Below are 23,495 nucleotides of genomic sequence, written 5' to 3'. Positions count from 1 at the left end.
CCTGATGCAAGCGCAGTCCCCCAGCGCCTTGCACGAGCTGGGCGCAGCGCAGCTCGTGCAAGGCTTTCGCGAGCGCACGTTCTCGCCAGTTGAAGTCATGCAGGCAGTGCTCGGCCATGTCGAGCGCTGGGAACAACACCTGAATGCGCTGTACCTCCTGCGGCCCGACGTCGCGCTGGAGGAGGCGCGCCGCAGTGAAGCGCGCTGGATGAAGGGCGCGCCACTCGGGGTGCTCGACGGCGTGCCCGTCACGATCAAGGACAACATCGCAACCCGCGGCGACCCCACGCCGCTGGGCACGCGCGCCGTCGATCTGGTGTCTGCAGCGGCTGACGCACCGCCATCTGCCCGCGTGCGCGAAGCAGGTGGCGTGATGTTCGCCAAGACGACCATGCCCGACTACGGAATGCTCTCGTCGGGCCTGTCGAGCTTTCACAAGCTCGCGCGCAATCCGTGGGACTTCACGCGCACACCCGGTGGGTCGAGCTCTGGCGCCGGCGCAGCTGCGGCGGCGGGTTATGGTCCGCTGCACATCGGCACTGACATAGGAGGGTCGCTGCGCTTGCCTGCAGGCTGGTGCGGCATCTTCACGCTCAAGCCCAGCCTGGGCCGTGTGCCGATCGATCCTCCGTACATGGGCCGCGCCGCCGGGCCCATGACTCGCACCGTTGCTGACGCAGCGTGGTTCATGCAAGTGCTGTCGCGCCCCGACGCTCGCGACAGCATGAACTTGCCACCGCAAGACATTGACTGGCTCTCGTTCGACCAGGGCGCCGACAAGCTCAAGGGCCTGCGCATCGGCTTGCTGATGGAAGCGGGCTGCGGCCTGCCGGTCGAGCCCGAAGTGCATGCAGCCATCGAGAAGGCGGCACGCTTGTTCGAGCAGGCCGGTGCGACCGTCACGCCGATGAAGCCCTTCATGACGCAGGCGATGCTCGAAGGCATGGATCACTTCTGGCGCATGCGCTCGTACATCGACATGAAGGCGCTGCCTGCGCAAAAGAAGGCGGCCGTGCTGCCGTACATCCAGCAGTGGGGCGACAGCGCGGCAGGCATGGACGGGGAAGCCGTTTTCCGCGCCTTCAGCCAGTTCCACGCGACGCGTGTCGCGGCCGTGGCCGCGTGCAGCCAGTTCGACTACGTCATCTCGCCTGTATCGCCCATGCCGGCATTTCCGGCCGAGTTGCCGTCACCCACCAACGACCCGCTGCACGGGCTCGAACACATCGGCTTCACGGTGCCGTTCAACATGTCGGAACAGCCGGCTGCCTCGATCAACTGCGGCTACACGAGCGGCGGATTGCCCATTGGCCTGCAGATCGCGGGCCAGCGATTCGACGATTTGGGCGTGCTGCAAGTCTCGCGCGCTTTCGAGCTGATCCGCGAAGGCCAGCGCGCGTGGCCGCAGCCGCCCTCGCATGCCGTGCGCGATGTTGACTGACGCGTTCGGCAACGCCGTCACGCTGCACGACGAGTCGGCGCTGGGCGGGCTGAACGACTTCGCCCTGGGCTTTCTCGCGAGCGAAGCACGCGCCGTCAACATCATTGCCACTGCTGCGAATGACTCGAGCCCGCTCGTGCAGGCGTACGCAGCGGCGGTGTACATGTTTGCCGAGTCACCCGACGGGCCGAAGAACGCACAACCATTTCTTGACCGTGCGCTTGCGGCTGCCCACAGCGCCAACGACCGCGAACAACGATTCATCCACGCCGTCAAGGCATGGGTTGAGGGCGACATCCCGCGCGCCATCCAGCTGCATGAAGAACAGGCGCGCCTGTATCCCCGCGACCTGGTCTCGCTCAAGCTTGGGGACTATCACCTCTTCAACATTGGCGATGCGCCGGGCATGCTCAGGTTGCTGCTCGGCACCACCACCGCAGCAGGCGACATCTGCTACCTGCACGGCATGCTGGCATTCGCGCTCGAACAATGCCTCATGCTCGAACCCGCCGAGGCAGCTGCGCGCAAAGCGATCGCCATGCAACGGCGCGAGCCGTGGGCGCACCACGCACTGGCGCACGTGATGCTCACGCAAGGCCGCATTCATGAAGGTCATGCTTTCATGCAGGACGTGAGCGACACCTGGACCGGCCTGAACTCGTTCATGGTCACGCACAACTGGTGGCACCAGGCGTTGTTTGCGCTGGAACTTGATCGCCACGCTGAAGTGCTCGATCTCTACGACTCACAGGTGTGGGGCGTAGCCAAGGATTACTCGCAAGACCAGGTCAATGCGGTCTCGCTTCTCGCACGTCTGGAGATGGCGGGTGTCGATGTGGGTGACCGCTGGCACGATGTCGCCAACTACCTGGAAGCGCGCGTGAACGATCACGTGCTGCCCTTCCTCGATATGCAGTACCTCTACGCGCTGGCACGCGCGGATCGTCCGCAGGCCGATGTGCTGATGCGCAATATCGAGGCCTACGCCCGCACAGCCCCTGCCCACATGCAGGCGGCGTGGCAACGCGTGTGCGTGCCCGCCAGCCGCGGGCTGCTCGCACATGCGCGCGGCGACTTCACACAGGCCATTGAGGCGATGGGCGCTGCCACGCCCCGCCTGGCCGAGATTGGCGGCAGCCACGCGCAGCGCGACCTCTTCATGCAGGTCTATGTCGATTCGCTCGTGCGTGGCGGCCAGCTCGCCGGCGCGCAGCACATGCTGCAGCAACAGGCGCGCCTGTCTCCGGAGTCGGCGCGGCTTGCTCGCCAGGCTGCATCCATCAATACAGCGCTCGGTATTGCGCAGGCCGCATGACGCAACTCATCTTCCTGCCGGGGCTGGCAGGCGACAGCCAGATGTGGCACGCGCAACTCACAGGGCTCGCGTCGTGGCGGCCAGTGGTGACCGATGTGCATGCCCGTCACGCCACTGTCGAATCCATGGCGGCTGCGCTGCTTGCGCAGCATGAGGGCGATCTCATCCTGTGTGGCGCGTCGATGGGCGGCATGATCGCGATGGAAGTCGCGCGGCAGGCACATGAGCGCGTGAAGGGCCTCGCGCTGCTGGGCACCAGCGCGCACCCTGAAACCGAAGACATGCGCGTGCTGCGCGAAGCCGCGATCGTGCAGTTCGAGATGGGCCAGCTCGCGCGTGTCATCGAGCCGAATGTGGCGCTGGCCTTTCATCCGGCAAATGCGCGCGATGGGCGGCTCACACGCGCGTATCTTGAATTTGTGTATCGCGCAGGTGCAGCGCAACTGGTCAACCAGAATCGCGCAGTCATCGCGCGGCCCGATGCTGGTGATGTGCGGCGAGGACGACCTGCTGGCACCGCCGGCCAAGTCACGTGAGATTGCATCGCTCGTGCCGCATGCGCAGCTGGTGATGGTGCCGCAATGCGGCCATATGCTCACGATGGAGCAGCCAGACTTCGTGAACGAAACGCTGGCCGCGTGGCTGGCAGGCCTGCCGCTGTAGCCCGCCAGAGCAGGCGCTATTCGCGCCCGAGGCTTCGCACCTTTTCGGCAAGCCGCTGCTGCACGCTGGCAGACACGAACTTGTCAACTTCACCGCCGAGCACCGCGATCTCGCGCACGAACGTGCTGCTGATGAACTGGAACTTGTCGCTGGGCGTGAGGAACACCGTCTCCACATCCGGCATCAGGCTGCGGTTCATGCCTGCCAGCTGGAATTCGTAGTCGAAGTCGGTGACGGCGCGCAGGCCGCGCACCATTGCCTTGCCGCCGCGTGCCACGACGAAATCGCGCAGCAGGCCCGAGAAGCTTGCGACCTCGACCTGCGGGTAGGGCTTGGCGATGTCCTTGGCCATCTCGATGCGCTCTTGCAGCGTGAACATCGCCTTCTTGTGGTGACCGGCCGCGACTGCAACGATGACCCGGTCGAACAGTTGCACGGCACGCTTGATCACGTCCTCATGGCCGAGCGTCATCGGGTCGAACGTCCCCGGGTAAACGGCGATCACGTTGTTGGCCATGGATCAGTCTCCTCGCGGACGTCAGCTTGTGTGCGGTGGATTATGCAGCCCGACGCAGCAAGTGAGCATGCACGGCGCCAGCCTTCATGTGCCGCTCCACCGCAAGGCCAAAGGGCGCAAGCTGTTCGTCGCTCCAGGCCACCGGCGCCTCCAGGTAAATGCGCCCTTGCGCCTGCAGCAGTGCTGCCGCAGATGCGAGCGCCTTGTTCCACAGGTTCGCGTCGAATGGTGGATCGAGAAAGACCAGGTCGCAGGTGCCGGGCAACGTGCGTGCCAGTACCGTGAGGCCATTGGCGCGCTCGACCTTGACGGCCGTGGCCTGCAGCTTTTGCTGGGTGGTGCGCAGCAAGGCGACGAGCGCGGCATCCTGCTCGACCAGCAGCACGTCGGTGGCGCCACGCGAGGCCGCCTCAAAGCCCAGCGCCCCTGATCCGGAGAATGCATCGATACAACGCCATCCCGTCAGGTCCTGGCCCAGCCAGTTGAAAAGGGTTTCGCGCACGCGGTCGGGCGTGGGGCGCAGACCCGGTTTGTCGGGCACTGGCAGGCGGGTGCGCTTCCAGAGTCCGCCGATGATGCGCACTTCGTTCGGCGGGCGCGTGTGGGGTTTCATGTGGCCCCAAGCTTAATCAATCGCACACCGCCCCAACAAAGGCGCCGCCCAAAAGAAAAATGCCGGAACCAGCGAGTGGTTCCGGCATTTCCTTGGGGTGCCCTGCGAGTCTTTCGATTCGCAGATCGTGTGACAGCGATGGGCCATTCTGAAGGTCACGCAATGGGCCTGTGGCCCGACCCCTGTCAACCTTGACAGGGGTCGGGAGCGAATTTGTTCACGATCGATACCATCGTCGCGAGCCCCTTGCATGCAGGCTGAAGCATCAGCTGCCCGCGCCAACGGTCACGACAACCATCCGCTGCGGCTGCAGCTTGCGCGCCATGGCCGCCTTGATGTCGGCTGGCGTCAGGCGCTGTACACGGGCCGTCCAGGTGTCGAGGTAATCGAGCGGCAAGTCATACCAGGCGATGTTTGCCACGTTGTCGAGCAACTTGCGGTTGCTGTCGAGCAGCAGCGGAAAACCGCCGATCAAATAGTCTTTGGCCGCTTTCAATTCGGCGTCGCTCGGGCCGCTGGCAACAAACGCCGCCATCGTCTCGCGCGCAATCTTCACGGCCTGCGCAGTCTGGTCGGGGCGCGTCTGCAGGCCGATCGTGAATGCGCCTGCGTGCATGCCCGGCGCGAAGTAGCTGTACACGCTGTAGCTGAGGCCGCGCTTCTCGCGCACTTCATCAGACAGGCGCGAGACGAGTCCGCCGCCGCCCAGGATGTAGTTGCCCACCATCAGCGCAAAGTGGTCGGGGTCGTTGCGCTTGTAGCCCGGCTGGCCGATCAGCACGTGTGCTTGCGCTGACGCGAATGGAATCGATGTCGCCACCGGCGCGGCGAGCGCAGCCACCTCCGGCACCTCTGGCAATGCCTCGCAACGGGCAGCTGACGGCAGCCGCGACAGCAGCGTCGTCACCATGGCGTCCGCCTGGGCGCGATTGACCGCGCCCACGATCGTCACCTTGGCGCGGCATGGCTGGACCAGCTTGTAGGCATCGCGCATGTCCTGCACGGAAATGCGCGCGATGGACGCTTCGGTGGTCTCGTAGCCATAAGGGTGCTTGCCAAACACTGCCGCCTCGAAGGCGCGCGACGCCAGTGTCGCGGGCTTGGTATTGGCCTCGCGGATCGACGCTGCCATGCGCTGGCGGTCACGCTGCCAGATGGCATCCGGAAACGCCGGCTCGCCCAGCTGGCGCGCGGCAAGGTCGATCGCCTTGGGCAACACGTCAGGGTAGGTCAACGAGCGCATCGTGAAATTCATCCGGTCAGCGGTAGCGCCACCGCCGAACGACGCGCCGAGGTCAGCCCATGCTTCGCTGAGCTGGTTCTCGTCGAGCGCAGGACGGCCATCGCGCGCTTCGACGCCCTTCGATGTCATGGAGGCCGCAATGCTTGCCCTGCCCGCTTTGTCTGCCGGGTCGCGGCGGCCGCCGGCATCAAACTCGAGCCGTACGTCAACCATTGGAAGTGTCTGGCTCTCGACCAGGTACACAGCAGCCCCACTGGGCTGTAACCATTTCTGGATCGGGATGGCGGCATAGGCCTGGCCGCAGGCAAGCGCCAGAGCAGCGAGCGCGATGCGCGCCACGCTCTTGTGAAGTTGTGTCATGTGCATGCTGCCCGCTTCCTAGTGACGCAGGCCGGCAGGAGCCGCGCGCGGTTTACGGTTGGGGTCGACGGGTTGCGGCCGCAGCACGCCCACGGTGAGCTGGTCATCGCCAAAGTACTTGGCAGCCACTGCCTTGACGTCGTCCGACGTGACGCGGCGCAGCTTCTCGATGATGCGCTCGCTCGTGTCCAGCGGCAGCCCCTCGATCCAGTAGCTGCCCAGCTCGCGCGCCTGGTTCATGATCGAGTCGAGCTTGTAGACCTCGCTGGCAATCCACTGCGTCTTCACGCGATTGAGCTCGGCCTCGCTCACGCCGTCACGTGCGATCTTCGTGATCTCTGCGCGCAATGCCGCTTCGAGCTGCTCCGTGGTCTTGCCTTGCGCCGGCACGCCTTCGAGCGTGAACAGCTGCGGGCCACGGCCGGAAAAGCCGTTGCCCGCACCGACGCTGTCTGCGAGGCGGTCAGGCCCCTGCGTCAGCGCCCTGTCAAGCCGCGCACCCGGATAGCCGTCGAGCACGAACGAGAGCACCGTGAGCGCCAGTGTGTCGTTGTTGTCCGGCGTTGACTCGAGTGAGGTGAACTGCGGCACCTTGAACGCCAGCGCCACGTAGGCCTGTTCAGCAGGCGCCTTCACTTCCAGCCGGCGCATGCCCACTTGCGGCGGTTCATCGCGCGGCTTGCGGCCCGGCACTGCCCGCGCCGGAATCCGGCCGTAGTACTTCTCGGCAAGCTGCTTCACCTTGAACGGATCGACGTCACCGACCACGAGCACGACCGCATTCGCCGGCACGTACCAGTGCTTGTAGAAGTCGCGTGCGTCGTTGGGCGTCATGGAGTCGAGGTCGCCCATCCAGCCGATCACGGGTCGCCGGTATGGCGAGGCCTGGTAGATCGTCGCGTTGAGCGCTTCCCACAGCAGCGAACGCGGCTCGTCGTCGGTGCGCATGCGGCGCTCTTCCTTCACGACTTCGAGCTCACGCTTGAATTCGTCGTCGGGCCACTGGTTGTTCGCGAAGCGGTCAGCCTCCAGCTTCATCACGTCTTCGAGGCGGTTCGCGGGTATCTGCTGGAAGTAGCCTGTTGCATCGCGCATCGTGTAGGCGTTCTCGCGGCCACCGAGGGCCGCGACGCGACGCGAGAACTCGCCCGCCTTCAGCGTCCTGGAGCCCTTGAACAGCATGTGTTCGAGGATGTGCGCGATACCCGTGTTGCCATCGACCTCATCCATCGACCCCACACGCACCATGACCATGTGGACGGCGGTGGGGGCGCGCTTGTCGGCCTGCACAACAACGGTAAAGCCGTTCTTGAGCTTGAAGACGTCAGTCTTCGGCACGGGGGCCGTCGTCTGGGCAAGCGCCATTGGAGCGAGGACGGGGGGTATGAAAAGGGCGAACAGCAGCGAGAAGCCGCGTAGCCGGTGCATGATGGTCTGTTTCATAGAATCCTCTGATTCTAGAAACCCTCCCAATGTTCAGTTTCTTCAGGAAAAAGCCGGCGGCTGCGCCGGCACCTGCATCCAGCCCCGCACCCGTGCCTGCCTCATCGGGCGGCAGTCTCATCGGCACCGCCCTCGTGCAGCCGATGGAGATTCCTGTGCCCGAGGCTGTCGCGCCCGAGCGGCAGCGCTGGCTTGATCGACTCAGTGCCGGGCTGCGCAAGACCAGCACGGGCATTTCGCAGGTGTTCACGGGCGCGCAGATCGACGACAACCTCTACGAAGAGCTCGAAAGTGCGCTGCTGATGGCGGACACCGGCGTCAAGGCGACCCAGCAGCTGCTCGGTGAAGTCAAGCGCCGGGTGCAAGCCAGCGGCGCGACGCGGCCCGTCCAGGTCAAGAACATCCTGATCGACTCACTCACCCAGTTGCTCAAGCCGCTGGAAAAACCGCTGGTGATCGGCGAGTTCAAGCCGACGATCATCATGGTGGCGGGCGTGAACGGCGCCGGCAAGACGACCTCGATCGGCAAGCTCACGAAGCATCTCGCCGACGAAGGCGCAACGGTGTTGCTGGCCGCTGCCGACACGTTCCGTGCGGCGGCACGCGAACAGCTCGCCGTCTGGGCGGATCGCAATACGGTGGAGATCGTGAGCCAGGCCGGTGGCGATCCGGCCGCCGTGACATTCGACGCCGTGACCGCGGGCAAGGCGCGCGGCAAGGACGTAGTGCTGGTCGATACCGCCGGCCGCCTGCCCACGCAGATGCACCTGATGGAAGAGCTGCGCAAGATCAAGCGCGTCGTGCAAAAGGCCGATGCCACGGCCCCGCACGAGGTACTGCTGGTGATTGACGGCAACACGGGCCAGAACGCGCTGGCGCAGGTGCGTGCTTTCGACGATGCGCTGGGCCTGACGGGCTTGATCATCACCAAGCTGGACGGCACGGCCAAGGGCGGCGTGATCGCGGCCATTGCCACGGAAAAGCCGGTGCCTGTTTACTTCGTCGGGGTCGGCGAAAAGCTGGAAGACCTCGAAACCTTCAACGCCCGGGAATTTGCGCTGGCGTTGCTGCAGTAGCCGACCATCCGGCTGTAACCCATAAGTAGTCTTAGTGAGGCGGGGGTTAGCCGGCCCGCAAAATGACCTTTTGGTTGCCGGGATAACCCTTAATTTCGTTATGCTTCGGGTGAACTTGCTGGTTAGCACTCCGTCTAACCGAGTGCTAATATCCCATTCCCTATATGAAAGGAACTCCCCGCATGTCGACACCTTTGGCATCCCAGGGTACCGCGCTGGCTGTAGCCAATCCGTGGGCAGTTGTTCCGTCGCTGGGCAATCTGGACGCGTATATCTCCGCCGTGAACCGCCTGCCCATGCTGACGCTGGCACAGGAGCAGGAATTCGCGCGCAAGCTGCGTGATGAAAACGATCTCGAAGCGGCCGGGAAGCTGGTGCTGTCGCACCTTCGCCTCGTAGTGTCGGTCTCGCGCAAGTACCTGGGTTACGGCTTGCCGCACGGCGACCTGATCCAGGAAGGCAACATCGGCCTGATGAAGGCGGTGAAGCGTTTCGACCCTGACCAGGGTGTGCGCCTCGTGAGCTATGCGCTGCACTGGATCAAGGCCGAAATCCACGAATACATCCTGAAGAACTGGCGCATGGTCAAGGTCGCGACGACCAAGGCGCAGCGCAAGCTGTTTTTCAACCTGCGCTCGATGAAGCAGGGATTCAAGGACGACGAAGGCGTGCAGACGCATCGCGACAGCCTGACCGACTCGCAGATCGAGACGATGGCGCGCGAGCTGAACGTCAAGCGCGAAGAAGTCATCGAGATGGAAGCGCGCATGGCCGGTGGCGATGTGCTGCTCGACCCCTCGCCCAGCGATGAGGGTGATGAAGCCTTCGGCCCGATCGCCTATCTCGCAGACGTGGGGCATGAGCCCACGCAGATGATCGAATCGCGCCAGCGCGACGAACTGGCCACCGACGGCATCACCGCCGCACTGGCAACACTCGACGACCGCAGCCGCCGCATCGTGGAAGAGCGCTGGCTGAAGGTCAATGACGACGGCTCGGGCGGCCTGACGCTGCATGACTTGGCTGCCGAATACGGCGTGAGCGCAGAGCGCATCCGCCAGATCGAATCGGCAGCAATGAAGAAAATGAAGAAGGCTCTTGCGGCCTACGCCTGAGCGCCTGGGCCATCAGGCCTTCAACATTAAGCCCGGCGCCGCCGGGCTTTTTTATTTCCCGCGGCATCGCGATGCTGTGACAATGGCCGGGTGGGACGAACAACGACAACCATCTCCTGCTGGATAGGAGTGTTGTGGTGGCTGTGCTCGATGGGCATGGCGGGCGCCCAGGGGACGCCATCCACCGCCACGCCCGCTCCGGCTGCCATCGTGCTCGGCGCGGGCGAGCGCGTGATCTCCCTGGACTCGCGCAGCCGTTTCTGGATCGACGACACCGGCAAGCGGCCCGTCGAACAAGTCGAGGCGGCCGCCCTCGCCGACACGCTGCCGTGGCAACTGCGTGTTCCCGGCAGCTCATACAACCTCGACGGCAATAAAGCGATGTGGATCGTCTTTGACACGGTGCTGCCCACACGCAAGCGCTGGTTCATCGAGCTGCAGTCGTCGGGCCTGGATCGCGCACAACTGTTTTACCGGGGCGCAGATGGCCAGTGGGTCGAGCAGGAGGCGGGCGATGTGAAGGCCGTGTCCGACTGGCCCGTGCCAGGGCGCTTCCCGACGTTCGAGCTCTCCAGTGCGGGCACGGAACCTGTGCGCCATTTCCTGCGCGTGGAGCACGCACGCGTCGATTTCGCGACACCTGTGGCGCTCTATGACCAGGCAGCACTCGTCGCGTCGCGCGAGCGCGAGCAGTTCCTGCTGGGCGCGTACTTCGGCCTCGCCTTGCTGATCACGCTGGTGGCTGCAGCCAATGCGATTGCCTATCGCGACCGCAATTTCGCTGTGTATGCCGTGTACGTCGGCTCCCTGGCCATCGGGCAGCTCGCCTACCTCGGTGTCGGGGCGCAGCACATCTGGAATGAGATGCTGAAGTGGAACGAGGTCGCGACATTCGTGCTGCCCGGCATATCGGGCGCAGCCGCGCTGTGGTTCGCCCGGACGGTGACGGAGCCGGGCCGCTTCTCGAAGGTGCTCGACATGTTCGTGTGGCTGCTGATCCTTGCGCTGCTGGCCGCCGTCGCGCTCGACACGTGGCTGCTCACACGCACGTCGTTTGCAGTGGTGATGGTGCTTGCGGTCCTGTCGCTGGTGACGGTGGCCGGACTCATCGCAATGGTCTGGATCAAGGGCGACGACCCGTACATCCGGCTCATTGCGCTCGGCTTCGTTCCTGTCGTCGTGATGGCGCTCTTCCCGGTGGCCCGCGGCCTCAACCTGATGCCGGCCAGTGGCCTGACGCGCTATGCGCTCGCGATCGGTGCTGCCGTGGAGATGCCGATCCTGTTCTATGCGCTCACGCTGCGCGGCAACCGCCGCCGCGAGTCGCGCGTGCGCGCGGCCGCCCTGTCGCACAACGACGCCCTCACCGGCATAGCCCATCAGCGCACGCTGCTGCAGCGGCTCGACGACGCCATCGCGCGTGCGCGCACCCTGAAACGCCCGTGCGCGCTGCTGGCTGCCCGCATCTCGAATTTCGACGCGATCATCGAGGAGTTCGGTCGCGAGACCGGTGAGCGCATGCTGGTGGTCGCCGCCTCGCATCTGCGGCATGCGATCACCGATATCGACCTGGCGGCGCGCGTCGGCAGTCACGACTTCGCGCTGCTGCTCGAAGGGCCTACAACCGCCGAAATTGCCATGAGCCGCGCGCAGCAGCTCGTTGCGAGCGGGCTGCGACCCAACGACGCACTACCGCCTGCGGCGACTTTGAAATTCCATATCACTGTCGCGATGCTTCCCGATGGCGAACGGGATGCGCCAGGGAGTTTGCAATGGCTGGTGGACGGGCTCGATTCGATGCGCCCCGATGCCCGCAAACTCATACGCCCACTGAACTTCTGACCCGCCGCAGTGGACCACACGCGCTAGGATGTCGTTCGCAGCCGCCATGACGGCCGCACTGACCACACCAAGGAAGTCCGATCCATGACCACTCACCTCATGCGCCGCACTGTGCTGGCGCTCGCACTGGCCGCCGTCGGCACCACCGCACTCGCCCAGAAGGCCGCCAAGGCAGACGCCGACGCAGCGTGGCCCACGCGCACAGTCCGCATCCTCGTCGGCTTTCCCGGCGGCTCCACACCCGACCTCGTGGCGCGCACCATTGCCGAGCCACTGTCCAAGGCACTTGGACAGCCGGTGATCGTGGAAAACAAGCCCGGTGCCGGCGGCAACATCGCCGCCGACATGGTGGCCAAGGCCACGGACAACCACACGATCGGCGTGATGATCAACGGCAACATGACGATCGCGAAGCTGCTCAACCCGGCAACGCCATTCGATCCCCTCAAAGACCTGGCACCGCTCAGCCTAATCGGCACGGCGCCGCTTTTGCTCACGGCACCGGCCAATGCGCCGGGCAACACCGCGCAGGAATTCATTGCGGCTGCGCGCACTGCCGGCAACACGTGGAGCTACGGCACGCCCGGCGTCGGCACGGTGGGACACATCGGCATGGAGCTGCTCAAGACCAAGACCGGCATCGATCCCGTGCATGTGCCCTACCCCGGCAACCCGCAGGTGATCAACGCGATGATCAGCGGGCAACTGCAGCTCGCGCTGCTGCCGCCGGGCCTTGCCTCACCGCAGATCAAGGCGGGCAAACTCAAGGCGATTGGCGTCACGTCAACAGGACGCAGCACGCTGGTGCCTGAGTACCCGAGCCTTGACGAAGGCGGCGTGCGCGGCTTTCAGCTGGAGATCTGGACGGCCGCTGCAGCGCCCGCCACCATGCCCAAGCCCATCGCTGCAAAGCTGTCGCGCCTGATCGGTGAAATTGCACGCTCGCCGGAAGTGCGCGCCAAGCTGTTCCAGCAAGGCTGGCAGACGGCAGGCACATCGGCGGAAGGTCTGGCCAATCGCATCAAGGCAGACACTGCGTTGCTCGGCGGCGTGATCGCCCAGCGCAACATCAAGGTCGAATAGGTCTGCCTAGCTCTTGAGCAGCAGCTGCAGGTCTGACGCGAGGGCCTGCGCTCCGCTGCCGTAGCGCGTGTACAGCCGCAGGTTGCCCCGCGTGTCGTACACGTAACTCGCCGCGGAGTGGTCCATGGTGTAACTCGTGGCCGTCTTGCCATCGACCTTCTTGTAGAAGACCTTGTAGTCCTTCGCCACGCCGGCGAGTTCTTCGGGCGCGGGGCGCAGCGCAACAAACGTCGGGTCGAAGTTGCCCATGTACGCCTTGAGCACCTGGGGCGTATCGCGCTCAGGGTCGACCGTCACGAAAATGCCCTGCACCTTCTCGCCATCCTTGCCCATGATGCGTTTGGCCTCGGCCAGCTCGGCCATCGTGGTGGGGCAGACATCGGGGCACTGCGTATAGCCGAAGAAGATCACGACGAGCTTGCCGTTGAACTCCTTGAGCGTGCGCACCGCGCCATTCGCATCGGTGAGCTTGAAGTCCTTCGCGTAGTCGGCGCCGGTCAGGTCGATGCTCTTGAATTGCGGCTTGGCCTCGGTGCACGCGGACAGCGCGGCGAGCCAGGCAACGCCGGCAAATGAGGCAATGACGTGACGGCGTTTCATAAGGTCAGAACAGGTAGTGATCCACCAGCAGCGCTGCAAACAGCAGGCTCAGGTGGATGAGGGAGAAGCGGAATGTCTTGCGTGCCAGCGCGTCGGAATACTCGCGCAGCAGGCGCCAGCCGTACCAGGAAAAGCCCACGCTCAGCGCCACCGCCGCGACCAGGTACAGCCATGAGCTCATGCCGTAAGCAAAGGGCATGAGGCAGGCGGCAAACAGCACGAGCGTGTAGAGAAAAATCTGCAGCCGCGTGAACTCATTGCCATGCGTCACCGGCAGCATCGGCAGGCCGGACTTGCGATAGTCCTCCACGCGATACAGCGCCAGCGCCCAGAAGTGCGGCGGCGTCCACAAAAAGATGATGAGGAACAGGATAAAGGCTTCGGGGCCGACATCGCCCGTCATGGCGGCCCAGCCGAGCACCGGCGGCATCGCGCCTGACGCACCGCCAATCACGATGTTCTGCGGCGTGAGCGGCTTGAGGATCACGGTGTAGATCACCGCATAGCCGACAAACGTGGCGAAGGTGAGCCACATCGTGAGCGGGTTCACCCAGCGATAGAGCATGTACGAGCCGATGGCGCACAGTACCGCGGCAAACAGCAGCGTCTGCCAGTCGCTCATCTCGCCCTTGGCCGTTGCGCGCCACGAGGTGCGGCGCATCTTCGCGTCGATGCTCTTTTCGACCAGGCAGTTGAAGACGGCCGCAGCGCCGGCGACGAGCCAGATGCCAGCGCAGGCAATCAGCGCCACACGCAGGTTGTCGAGTGAAGGAATACCGGGCACGGCCAGCACCATGCCGATCAGTGCGCAAAACACGATCAGCTGGATCACGCGCGGCTTCATCAGCGAATAGAACTGCCGCCACCGCGGCACGTGCAGCGGCTGCACTTGGGGCTGGCTGGCGGCGCTCATGCGATCGACCTCCGCGCGTTGGACGCCGCAGTTGCCAGCGCGCCCGCGGCAACCCTGCTCTCACAGAGAGTCCATGTCAGCACAACCACCAGGGCCGCAGCACCGCCCGTGTGGAGCACGGCAGCGACGAGCGGCCAGTCGAGCACGACATTCGACAAGCCCGTGACCAGCTGCATCAACGCCAGCGCGACGAGCCATCGCGTCTGCAGCGGCAGCACTTTGGCCTTGTTCAGCTGGATGGCCAGCGCGACGATGAAAGCGAAGGCCACATAGGCAAACAGCCGGTGCACATAGTGGATCGCCGATAAGGCAGCGAAGCTGATGTGGTCACCCGCTGACGTGAGCCCGAGCGCACGCCACACTTCGAAGCCCTGCGAGAAGTCCATCGCAGGCCACCAGCTGCCCTGGCACTTCGGGAATTCGGTGCAGGCGAGCACGGCGTAGTTGGTGCTGACCCAGCCGCCCAATGCAATTTGCAGCCAGAGCACAGCGGTCGTCGCGATGAGCAATCCCTTCAAGCCCGCGCTGACGGATGTTGCCGGTGTGCCCCGCTCAGCCTGCGCGTAGGCAACCGCCTGCTTGCACAGCAACGCGAGCAACACAACACCGCCCAGCAGATGCAGGGTGACGATGGCCGGGAAGAGCTTCATCGTCACAGTCAAAGCGCCGAACGCACCCTGAACGCAGACCCATGCCAGCGTGACAGTCGGCCACCACGGATGGATCGTGCCGCCACTGCGGCGGCGCTCCAGCCACGTAGTCAGCGCGAGCGTGGCGATCAGCACACCAACGCCGGTCGCGAGGTAGCGGTGAATCATTTCGATCCACGCCTTGGCGTGCGTCACGGGTCCTGTCGGCATCACAGCTTGCGCGCGGCTGATTTCCTCATGCGCGCCCGTGGGGCTGGCGTTGCCGTAGCAGCCGGGCCAGTCGGGGCAGCCCAGGCCCGAGTCAGTCAGGCGCGTGAATGAGCCGAAGAGCACGAGATCGAACGTGAGAAAGAGTGTGATCAGCGTGAGCGCTTGCAGGCGTCGTGTGGCGACTGCCTTCGGGTTGCGCACCCACACCCATGCGATGGGCCCGAGCGCCACCACCAGGCCCATCAGCATGACGTGCAGCACGGGCGAGAGATCAAGCAAAGGTTGCGTCGCCATGATCACTTGGGGCTGCGGCCCGGTTGGTCCCATGAGGCGGATGCGCGCAGCAGCCGTTCGACATCGCGCTTCATGTTCCTGGCGGCTGTGACGTCCACAGAGGCGCCTTGCAAAGCGGGAAAGCGCATCATCCAGTTACCCATCGGATCCACCATGAAGAGGTGGTCTTCCAGCGTGTGGCCCGCTGCTGGTGAGAGCCATTGCCTCAGCTGCGCGCCATCGACACGCAGCACAGTGGCCTGTGCGAGGGCGGGCGTCAGCTCGGGCCTGACCGGCGCGTCGTCTGGCACGAGCCACACCCAATCAACACGGTCTTTTTCTTTGCCCAGCCCCTCCCGCAGCTGCCGCTGCAGATAGAGGTTGCGCTCGCAAAGCGAATTGCATGCACCACCCGCCACGCTGACCAGCAGCCATTGGCCGCGCAGTGACGGCAACGCGATCTGCCGGCCATCGAGCGTCGTGCCCGTCAGTGCAGGCAGTGGCCGCTGCGGCTCCACCAGCTCGCCATAGTTGCTCTTGGTGTTGGGCCGCACGACGTAGTACGTGAAATAGGACGCGATGACCGGCGCGGCGCACACGGCAAGCACCAGCAGCATCTTCAGCCGCCCCACTGCCGTGCGTTTGCTATCGGCAGTAGCTGCCTCCTGCGGAGCAGGCAGCGTATGCACCGTCAGGCCGAGCGGCTCGTCAAGCATGGTGGCGCGCTTGGCGGCGGGAGCGCTGTCGCGGGACGATGAACTGGAACCAGGCATAGAGGAATGCAATCACGAAGGCGATGGCCCACCACTGGAACGCATAGCCGTAGTTTCTTTCGGAGCCGCTGCCCGGCTGGGGCCAGTCACGCAGCAGACCCTGCGAGGCATCGCCTGTTTGCTGGACGGCCAGGCTGGGCAGCGCCAGGCCGGTCTCGGCGCGGAACTGCGCCAGATCGAGATTTTGCCGGATCGCCCCCTGCGCTGCGCCGGCGAATTCATAAAGCTTGGCAGGCGGCGGGGCTACCCGGCCGCGCAGCTCGACCACGCCAGCCGGCGTCTCGATGGCCGGCAGCTTTTCGCGATCGACAAAGTTGCGCTGCACCCAGCCGCGCTCGACCAGCACAGGTATGCCGCTGCCTTCGAGCTGGAGTGGCGTGACGACATAAAAGCCAGGGTGGCCCTGCATTTGCCGGTTGTCGAGAAACACCGTGTAGCGAGCCAGCCAGGTGCCACGCAGCAGCACCGGGCGATGAACGATGTCGGCCAGCGACTTCGCACCCAGCAATGCCTTGCTGTCGATCGCAGGCATGCTCCTGCGCTCGTCGATGCTCACCTGCAGCGCAACTTTTTGCGCAGCGCGGCCCCACTGCCAGAAGCCGAGCGCGATCGTGATGGCGATCCCCCCTAATGAGGCAATGGTCGCCAGCCAGAACCGCCCGGTGCGCTTCGTGCTCACGGGATAATCGCTTCCATGAAATACATCGTGCTGCTTGCCTTCCTGGCCATTGTCGCAAGCCTCGGCTCAGCGCTGTTCTTCATGATGCGCGGCGGCAAGGGCGACAAGGCGAAGTCGAACAACATGGTCCGGGCGCTGACGTTTCGCATCGGGCTGTCTGTGCTGCTGTTCATCTGCATTCTGGTGGCATGGAAGCTCGGGTACATCCAGCCGACAGGTATTCCATTGAGCAGGTGACGCAGCGATGGTTCCACGTTGAGTGCAATGGGGTGGAATCTCGCAGGGTGAATGAATGACAAAGGGCCGCTATCGCGGCCCTTGTTGTTGGCATTGCAGCGGATCGCCTACAGCCAGTACACCAGCGTGTACAGGCCCAGCCACACCACGTCGACGAAGTGCCAGTACCAGGCAGCGCCTTCAAAGCCGAAGTGGTTATCTGCCGTGAAGTGGCCCTTCATCAGGCGCAGCGTGATGAAGAACAGCATCAGCATGCCGACCAGCACATGGAAGCCATGGAAGCCCGTCAGCATGTAGAAGGTCGAGCCATAGGCGCCTGACGTGAGCTTGAGATTCAGCTCATGGTAGGCGTGGAAATATTCGTAGCCTTGCACGCACACGAACGTCAGGCCGAGCAGGACGGTGACCCACATGAACGCAATGGTGCGGCCGCGCTTGTTCTCGCGCAGCGCATGGTGGGCAATGGTGATTGTCACGCCGGACGACAGCAGCAGTGCCGTATTGATTGTTGGCAGCCAGAACGGCGTCATGGTCTGGAACGGCTCGATGATGTTCGCGGGCGAAGCCGTCGTGCCAGGCGCAATACTCGGCCATGCCGCCTTGAAGTCTGGCCAGATCAGGGAATTCTCAAGACCGCCGAGTGCAGGCACCGAGTGCGAACGCATCCACCACAACGCTGTGAAGAACGCACCGAAGAACATCACTTCCGAGAAGATGAACCAGCTCATGCTCCAGCGGAACGACATGTCCACCTTGTGGCCGTACTGGTTGCTCTGGCTTTCTCCGATGGCCTCGCTGAACCACTGGAACAGCACCGTGAACAGCCACAGGAAGCCGAACAGCATCACGTACATGGCCCAGCCTGCGCCGTTGATCCATTGCCCTGCACCGAAGATGATGGCCAGCAAACCAACTGACGCCATGAACGGGTGGCGCGACGGCTGGGGAACGAAGTAGTGGGGCGTGGTGCCCGGTGTAGTGGTACTCATCTCGACTCCTGATATCCGTAATTGCTTTCGATTGCTTCGCTCACTTCGCCACCCAGCCGACCAGCGCGATCAATCCGCCGACGAACAGGGCCACACCCACCAGGGCCACGGCGATGATCGCAAAGGGGTTGAGGTTGCCCATGTCCTGCTGGGACTCGCTGCCTTTGCGGATGCCGATGAAAGACCAGGCAACCGCTTTGATCGTGCGTCCGATGTTCATGGTCGCGGTCACGATTGCGGAGCCGGTGGCGTCTTGCCGCCGACCTCGAAGAATGTGTACGACAGGGTGATCGTCTTCACGTCTTTCGACAGCTTGGGGTCGATCACGAATGCGACGGGCCACTCTTTCTTCTCGCCGGGCTCAAGCGTGTACTGCTGGAAGCAGAAGCATTCGACCTTGTTGAAGTACGCTGCCGCCTGATGCGGCGCGTAGCTCGGGATTGCCTGCGCAGACATGCGGCGGTCCTGCACGTTCTGGAACTGGTACATCACCGTTGTGAGCGCGCCAGGATGAACGTCCACTGAGCGCGTCGCCGGTTTGAACTCCCACGGGCCCCGCGCATTTGCGTCGAACTCGACCGTGATCGTGCGGCTCGTGTCCACCTGCGTGTTGAGATTGACGCTGGCGCCAGCAGTCCCGCCACCGGGCACCTGCCGCTCTGACAGCGAGAGGATGTTGATCCCCGTTGCTTCGCAGATGTGCTTGTAGAGCGGCACCAGCAGGTAGCCGAAGGCGAACATGCCAGCCGTGACCACGGCGAGTTTGCCCACCATCTTGGCGTTTTCTGCGCGCAGGGTCATTGCGGGTTCAATGCCCCAACAGGTACATCTTGGCGATGAACCCGAAGAAGAACACGGCAACGATCGAGCCGAGAATCAGCGCGAGCCGGGCATTGGCCTTCTTCTGTTGCTCTTGCGTCATGGCGTCAGGCACTCTTGCTGGTCAGTGAGCGTGATTCGCACCAAGCACGACGGCTTCGTGACGCTCGGGCATGACGCGCGCGTCGAGCACGCGGGTAGCCGTCGGGTCGAGCACAGGCGGCGTCTCGAACGTGTGGAACGGTGCCGGCGAAGGCACTTCCCATTCGAGGCCTTCCGCACCCTTGCCATCCGGATCGTTCCAGGGGCGTTGCGGCGCCTTCTCACCCTTGCCGCGCATGCAGGGCAGGACGACGAAGAAGAAGAAATACACCTGTGCCAGACCGAACGCGAAGCCACCGATCGACGCGATCATGTTGAAGTCAGCGAACTGCATCGGGTAGTCGGCATAGCGGCGCGGCATGCCGGCCAGACCCAGGAAGTGCATCGGGAAGAAGGTGATGTTGAACGCAATCAGCGACCACCAGAAGTGGATCTTGCCGCGTGTTTCGTTGTACATCACGCCAGTCCACTTGGGGACCCAGAAGTAAAAGCCGGCGAACATGGCGTACAGCGAGCCCGCCACCAGCACGTAGTGGAAGTGCGCCACCACGTAGTACGTGTCCTGCAGCAGCAAGTCGATCGGCGCCATTGCGAGGATCAGGCCGGTGAACCCGCCCATCGTGAACACGAAGATGAAGCCAACCGCGAACAGCATGGGCGTCTCGAATGTCATCGAGCCCTGCCACATCGTGGCGATCCAGTTGAAGATCTTCACGGCTGTCGGCACCGCAATCAGCATCGTGGCGTACATGAAGAACAACTGGCCCGTCACCGGCATGCCGGTGGTGAACATGTGGTGCGCCCACACGATGAACGAAAGGATGGCGATGGACGAGGTGGCGTACACCATCGAGGCATAGCCGAAGAGGCGCTTGCGGGCGAATGCTGGCACGACGTGGCTGATGATGCCGAAGGCCGGCAAGATCATGATGTACACCTCGGGGTGGCCGAAGAACCAGAAGATGTGCTGGTACATCACCGGGTCGCCGCCGCCGGCGGGGTTGAAGAACACGGTGCCGAAGTGGCGGTCCGTCAGCGTCATCGTGATGGCGCCGGCCAGCACAGGCATCACGGCGATCAGCAGGTAAGCGGTGATCAGCCACGTCCAGCAGAACATGGGCATTTTCATCAGCGTCATGCCGGGTGCGCGCATGTTCAGGATGGTCACGATGATGTTGATCGAGCCCATGATCGACGACGCGCCCAGGATGTGCATCGCGAAAATACCGGCGTCCATCGACGGCCCCATCTGCAGCGTCAACGGCGCGTAGAGCGTCCAGCCGGCGGCGGGTGCACCGCCGGGCATGAAGAACGAGCCCACGAGCATCAGGCCAGCAGGAATCAGCAGCCAGAAGCTGAAGTTGTTCATGCGCGCGAACGCCATGTCAGGCGCGCCAATCTGCAGCGGCACCATCCAGTTCGCGAAGCCGACGAAGGCCGGCATGATCGCGCCGAACACCATGATCAGCCCGTGCATCGTCGTCAGCTGGTTGAACAGCTCCGGATTCACGAACTGCAGACCGGGCTGGAACAGCTCGAGGCGGATCAACATGGCCAGCAGGCCACCGAACATCAGCATGGCGAACGAAAACAGCAGGTACAGCGTGCCAATGTCTTTGTGGTTCGTCGCATAGACCCAGCGGCGCCAGCCCGTGGGGGCATGGTGGTGGTCATCGTGGGCGTGATCGTGGTTGTGATGGTCTAGAACGGCGCTCATCTGGATATCCTTGGAATACGTTTGCAGCGGCTGGGCTGATTACTTGCCGCGCTGGGCCAGCACTTCCGACGGCTGCACGAGCTGGCCGGTGCTGTTCGACCAGTGATTCTTGGTGTAGCTGATCACAGCGGCGATCTCGGTGTCGGACAGCTGCTTCCATGCCGGCATCGCATTGCGCCCATTCAGCAGCACGTTGATCTGCTTGGATTTGTCGGCGTCGAGCACGAGTGCCGAGCCGTCGAGCGGCATGATCGGCCCTGCGCCCTTGCCGTTGGCCTGGTGGCAGGCCGCGCAATTGGCCGCATAGACCTTTTCGCCACGCTGCGTGATGTCAGCAAGTGTCCAGACCTTGGCCGGGTCATCCTGCTTGGCCGCCATGGCCTTCTTCTGGCCATCGACCCACGCCGTGTATTCAGCAGCCGAGACGACCTTCACGTGGATAGGCATGTAGGCATGCTCTTTGCCGCACAGCTCATAGCACTGGCCGTAAAAGTCGCCCGTCTTCTGGGCACGGAACCAGGTGTCGCGCACGAAACCGGGAATCGCGTCCTGCTTCACGCCGAAAGCGGGAACACCCCAGGAGTGGATCACGTCGTTCGCGGTGGTGATGATGCGAATCTTCTTGTCGACTGGCACGACGAGCGGATTGTCGACCTTGAGCAGGTAGTTGTCCGGCATGACGCCGTGGGCGCCTTCGTTGGAGAGTTCGCGATGCGTGCTGTCCAGCGTAGCCAGGAACGAGACGCCTTCGCCTTCACCCTTGAGGTAGTCGTAGCCCCATTTCCACTGGGAACCAGTGGCCTTGATCGTCAGGTCTGCGTTGGTGGTGTCCTTCGACGCGACCAGCACCTTGGTGGCCGGCAGTGCCATGCCGATGACGATGAGGAAGGGAATGACGGTCCAGATAATTTCAACCGTCACCGACTCATGGAAGTTGGCCGGTTTGTGGCCCACCGATTTGCGGTGCTTCCAGATGGAATAGAACATGACGCTGAAGACCGCCACGAAGATCACAACGCAGGTGATCAGCATGAACCAGTGAAGCCATGCCTGCTCTTCGGCAATTCGCGTGACTGCGGGATGCAGGTTCAGCTGGCGGACGGCGGGGCCGCCGGGCAGGTCGTTGACGGCGTGAGCCGCCGGGCTGATGGCGCCAAGCGCGAACAACAGCGAGGCCAATTTGGTATTCATGCTCTTCATGGTTTCTTAACTGCTCAAGCCTTCATTCAAACCGGTTCGCGAAGCCCTCAGGGCCTTGCGGTCTTCTGCATACTTCCTCAGGCGCCGCGCAATGCACGACGAATCTCCTGCGCCAATGCGGGACGAAGTTCCGGGCGAACATAACGCCCCACATTCACCCGCCGGCCCTGCCCGGACAGCTCGATCAACGATCTGCCGCTGCCGCCTGGCTCCACCCGAACCCAGTCGCGATTGAACTCCGCTCGCTGCAGGTGGCCTGCGCTTTCGAGCTCGACCACCAGTTGCCGACCCTGCAGCGATATTCGCTCTCCGTCACTCGCATGCCGCGCATACACCAGGAAGGCAATACCGACAGCCGCAAGTTCAAGCCAGGCAAACGGCAGGACCAGCACCGCACCATGAAACCAGAAAAAGACACCAATCGACAACGACACGACGCACAGCGAGGCATAGAGCCAGCCCAACTGGGCAGGCGTGACCGAGCAATTGCGCTTCAGGAACCAGTGAATGCTCTGGTCCTGGACGGTGGCGAATCGAAAGACGGGGTTCGGCACGGATCAGGCTCGAAAATCAACCCGACATTGTAGCGCGGGTTATTCCCGACTCCTCTCGCGAACACGGTCAAGTCCACCCGAGCGAAGCAGTGCGCGCATGTCCTGCAGCGACACGGCGCTCTCCTCGCTCATTCGAACGCGAGGCGCAGGCTTGAAAGCATGGCCATAAATGATCTCGAAGGTCAGGGCAAGCCGGCCGTCCCCGCCGCTGAGCGCGCCTGTCAGCGCCTGTTCAAGCGCGGCCCGCCACGTGCGCCCACGCAAGCCCGGGAACCGCGCCGGATGCAGGTTCGTCCCCAGCTGCGCCAGCTCGCCGAGCAGTTTGTCGGCAGAAGCCCAGGTGAGCGTAATACGCTCCATGTCCATCACGGGTTCGGCAAAGCCAGCATGCACAAGCATGTCGCCCCAGTCGTGCATGTCGGTGAAGTCATGCGCGGGGGGCGGCCAGCCCTGCGACGCGTAGAGCGCACGCAACTCGCGCAAGGTGTCCGGCCCAAAACAGGAAAACATCAGGAAGCCGTCGGTCGCCAGCGCCCGGTGCCACTGTGCAATCAGGGCTTGCGGATCCGCCGACATATGCAGCGCCATATTCGCCCAGAGCAGTTGCACCCCGCCGTCGGGAACCGGGCCCGCCAGCAGGCCCGGTGCGCCCATGCGCCGCCACCACGGCCCGGCCAGGGCGCGTCGGGCCAGGTCCGCACGCGAATCGTCGGCTTCGACCACCCGGCATTGCGCGTTCTTGTAGCGCTTTCGCACCAGGTCATGCGCTTGCAAGCCACCGCGCAGTGGATGCCAGTCGGCCCACGCAGCGGGCTGCATCCTGATCCATTGGAGCCGCTCTTCCATGCGTCGGCCGACCTCTTCGTGCAGCCATGGCGAGTTCGCCAGCTGCGCATGCTCCCAACGCGCTGCGGCAACGGGATCGATGGTGGGCGGACGCGCAGAGGTCATGGGTCGAACGAGTATATTGACCCGATGCTCGGTCGAACGTTAGAAGGGATTTCCTCACGCCTTCCGGGCCACTGCGCGGTGTGCCATCGCTTTCCTGCCCATCCCGTTTGCGAGCCC

25 protein-coding genes and 1 pseudogene are annotated in these 23,495 nt (G+C 63.8%); 9 read left to right on the top strand and 17 right to left on the bottom strand.

The annotated features are described in order from the left end of the window. Positions 1-4 precede the first annotated feature (4 nt). From GHT07_RS13890 to GHT07_RS21640, 4 genes and pseudogenes are all read left to right on the top strand, one after another. Complete coding sequence (locus tag GHT07_RS13890; protein ID WP_153585692.1) at positions 5-1,441, top strand: amidase; 1,437 nt, start codon at positions 5-7, stop codon at positions 1,439-1,441. Next, positions 1,431-2,756, top strand: a complete 1,326-nt coding sequence (locus GHT07_RS13885; protein WP_228488345.1) for a tetratricopeptide repeat protein — start codon at positions 1,431-1,433, stop codon at positions 2,754-2,756. Before GHT07_RS13890 ends, GHT07_RS13885 begins: the two co-directional genes overlap by 11 nt. Continuing rightward, positions 2,753-2,989, top strand: a pseudogene (locus GHT07_RS21750) (alpha/beta fold hydrolase); the annotation flags it as partial. The gene GHT07_RS13885 and the pseudogene GHT07_RS21750, both read left to right, overlap by 4 nt. A gap of 118 nt (positions 2,990-3,107) precedes the next feature. Beyond that, on the top strand, positions 3,108-3,419 hold the full coding sequence (locus GHT07_RS21640) for an alpha/beta fold hydrolase (RefSeq protein ID WP_323740937.1): 312 nt from the start codon (positions 3,108-3,110) through the stop codon (positions 3,417-3,419). 16 nt (positions 3,420-3,435) lie between these two features. Here the strand turns inward: GHT07_RS21640 and coaD are convergent, their stop codons facing one another. From coaD to GHT07_RS13860, 4 genes are all read right to left on the bottom strand, one after another. Continuing rightward, on the bottom strand, positions 3,436-3,936 hold the full coding sequence (gene coaD, locus GHT07_RS13875) for a pantetheine-phosphate adenylyltransferase (protein ID WP_153585690.1): 501 nt from the start codon (positions 3,934-3,936) through the stop codon (positions 3,436-3,438). 40 nt (positions 3,937-3,976) lie between these two features. After that, positions 3,977-4,549, bottom strand: coding sequence for a 16S rRNA (guanine(966)-N(2))-methyltransferase RsmD (gene rsmD / locus GHT07_RS13870; protein ID WP_153585689.1), 573 nt, complete (start codon positions 4,547-4,549; stop codon positions 3,977-3,979). A gap of 265 nt (positions 4,550-4,814) precedes the next feature. Further along, complete coding sequence (locus GHT07_RS13865) at positions 4,815-6,152, bottom strand: M16 family metallopeptidase (protein WP_153585688.1); 1,338 nt, start codon at positions 6,150-6,152, stop codon at positions 4,815-4,817. Between the two features lie 18 nt (positions 6,153-6,170). Continuing rightward, positions 6,171-7,595 carry a M16 family metallopeptidase gene (locus GHT07_RS13860; RefSeq protein WP_228488344.1) on the bottom strand — a complete coding sequence of 475 codons (1,425 nt, stop codon included), beginning with the start codon at positions 7,593-7,595 and terminating at the stop codon, positions 6,171-6,173. Positions 7,596-7,624: 29 nt separating this feature from the next. Here GHT07_RS13860 and ftsY point away from each other — a divergent pair, with 29 nt between their 5' ends. The 4 genes from ftsY to GHT07_RS13840 all read left to right on the top strand — a co-directional run bounded on the left by ftsY (position 7,625) and on the right by GHT07_RS13840 (position 12,711). Then, complete coding sequence (gene ftsY, locus GHT07_RS13855; protein ID WP_153585687.1) at positions 7,625-8,671, top strand: signal recognition particle-docking protein FtsY; 1,047 nt, start codon at positions 7,625-7,627, stop codon at positions 8,669-8,671. 182 nt (positions 8,672-8,853) lie between these two features. After that, positions 8,854-9,786 carry an RNA polymerase sigma factor RpoH gene (gene rpoH, locus GHT07_RS13850; protein ID WP_153585686.1) on the top strand — a complete coding sequence of 311 codons (933 nt, stop codon included), beginning with the start codon at positions 8,854-8,856 and terminating at the stop codon, positions 9,784-9,786. 90 nt (positions 9,787-9,876) lie between these two features. Beyond that, positions 9,877-11,628, top strand: coding sequence for a sensor domain-containing diguanylate cyclase (locus GHT07_RS13845; RefSeq protein ID WP_153585685.1), 1,752 nt, complete (start codon positions 9,877-9,879; stop codon positions 11,626-11,628). A gap of 84 nt (positions 11,629-11,712) precedes the next feature. After that, positions 11,713-12,711 (top strand): Bug family tripartite tricarboxylate transporter substrate binding protein, encoded by a 999-nt coding sequence (locus GHT07_RS13840; protein ID WP_153585684.1) that lies wholly within the window; start codon positions 11,713-11,715, stop codon positions 12,709-12,711. Between the two features lie 6 nt (positions 12,712-12,717). On the opposite strand, the gene GHT07_RS13835 is transcribed toward GHT07_RS13840, so the two are convergent. Genes GHT07_RS13835 through GHT07_RS13815 form a run of 5 tightly spaced genes read right to left on the bottom strand, consistent with a single transcriptional unit; the run spans position 12,718 to position 16,809 of the window. After that, positions 12,718-13,311, bottom strand: a complete 594-nt coding sequence (locus tag GHT07_RS13835; protein ID WP_153585683.1) for an SCO family protein — start codon at positions 13,309-13,311, stop codon at positions 12,718-12,720. Between the two features lie 4 nt (positions 13,312-13,315). Next, positions 13,316-14,224, bottom strand: a complete 909-nt coding sequence (cyoE, locus tag GHT07_RS13830; RefSeq protein ID WP_153585682.1) for a heme o synthase — start codon at positions 14,222-14,224, stop codon at positions 13,316-13,318. After that, positions 14,221-15,378 (bottom strand): COX15/CtaA family protein, encoded by a 1,158-nt coding sequence (locus GHT07_RS13825; protein ID WP_153585681.1) that lies wholly within the window; start codon positions 15,376-15,378, stop codon positions 14,221-14,223. The genes cyoE and GHT07_RS13825 overlap by 4 nt, the downstream gene beginning before the upstream one ends. Positions 15,379-15,380: 2 nt before the next feature. Further along, positions 15,381-16,130 (bottom strand): hypothetical protein, encoded by a 750-nt coding sequence (locus tag GHT07_RS13820; protein ID WP_407646637.1) that lies wholly within the window; start codon positions 16,128-16,130, stop codon positions 15,381-15,383. Next, complete coding sequence (locus GHT07_RS13815; RefSeq protein WP_323740936.1) at positions 16,066-16,809, bottom strand: SURF1 family protein; 744 nt, start codon at positions 16,807-16,809, stop codon at positions 16,066-16,068. The genes GHT07_RS13820 and GHT07_RS13815 overlap by 65 nt, the downstream gene beginning before the upstream one ends. A gap of 15 nt (positions 16,810-16,824) precedes the next feature. On the opposite strand from GHT07_RS13815, the gene GHT07_RS13810 reads away from it, so the two are divergent. After that, positions 16,825-17,046 (top strand): twin transmembrane helix small protein, encoded by a 222-nt coding sequence (locus tag GHT07_RS13810; RefSeq protein WP_153585679.1) that lies wholly within the window; start codon positions 16,825-16,827, stop codon positions 17,044-17,046. Positions 17,047-17,153: 107 nt separating this feature from the next. Here the strand turns inward: GHT07_RS13810 and GHT07_RS13805 are convergent, their stop codons facing one another. The 8 genes from GHT07_RS13805 to GHT07_RS13775 all read right to left on the bottom strand — a co-directional run bounded on the left by GHT07_RS13805 (position 17,154) and on the right by GHT07_RS13775 (position 23,378). After that, positions 17,154-18,035 carry a cytochrome c oxidase subunit 3 gene (locus tag GHT07_RS13805; protein ID WP_153585678.1) on the bottom strand — a complete coding sequence of 294 codons (882 nt, stop codon included), beginning with the start codon at positions 18,033-18,035 and terminating at the stop codon, positions 17,154-17,156. A gap of 40 nt (positions 18,036-18,075) precedes the next feature. Further along, positions 18,076-18,255 (bottom strand): DUF2970 domain-containing protein, encoded by a 180-nt coding sequence (locus GHT07_RS13800; protein ID WP_153585677.1) that lies wholly within the window; start codon positions 18,253-18,255, stop codon positions 18,076-18,078. 8 nt (positions 18,256-18,263) lie between these two features. After that, positions 18,264-18,836 carry a cytochrome c oxidase assembly protein gene (locus tag GHT07_RS13795; RefSeq protein WP_153585676.1) on the bottom strand — a complete coding sequence of 191 codons (573 nt, stop codon included), beginning with the start codon at positions 18,834-18,836 and terminating at the stop codon, positions 18,264-18,266. Between the two features lie 7 nt (positions 18,837-18,843). Continuing rightward, positions 18,844-18,957: a cytochrome oxidase small assembly protein gene (locus tag GHT07_RS21515; protein ID WP_228488343.1), complete on the bottom strand. Its 114-nt coding sequence runs from the start codon at positions 18,955-18,957 to the stop codon at positions 18,844-18,846. Between the two features lie 21 nt (positions 18,958-18,978). Beyond that, positions 18,979-20,673 (bottom strand): cytochrome c oxidase subunit I, encoded by a 1,695-nt coding sequence (ctaD, locus tag GHT07_RS13790; protein WP_153585675.1) that lies wholly within the window; start codon positions 20,671-20,673, stop codon positions 18,979-18,981. A gap of 39 nt (positions 20,674-20,712) precedes the next feature. Continuing rightward, positions 20,713-21,873 (bottom strand): cytochrome c oxidase subunit II, encoded by a 1,161-nt coding sequence (gene coxB / locus GHT07_RS13785; RefSeq protein WP_153585674.1) that lies wholly within the window; start codon positions 21,871-21,873, stop codon positions 20,713-20,715. A 77-nt stretch (positions 21,874-21,950) separates the two neighbouring features. Continuing rightward, complete coding sequence (locus GHT07_RS13780; RefSeq protein WP_323740935.1) at positions 21,951-22,427, bottom strand: DUF2244 domain-containing protein; 477 nt, start codon at positions 22,425-22,427, stop codon at positions 21,951-21,953. Between the two features lie 39 nt (positions 22,428-22,466). Next, a complete protein-coding gene (locus GHT07_RS13775) occupies positions 22,467-23,378 on the bottom strand; it encodes a methyltransferase domain-containing protein (protein WP_153585673.1) in 912 nt (303 codons plus the stop codon). Between the last annotated feature and the right edge of the window lie 117 nt (positions 23,379-23,495).

It is taken from the genome of Caenimonas koreensis DSM 17982, assembly GCF_009646335.1.
In the GTDB taxonomy this organism is placed as follows: Bacteria; Pseudomonadota; Gammaproteobacteria; order Burkholderiales; family Burkholderiaceae_C; genus Ramlibacter; species Ramlibacter koreensis.
Note: the sequence above shows the minus strand (reverse complement) of the source record. Positions and strands in the feature narration are given on the sequence as shown.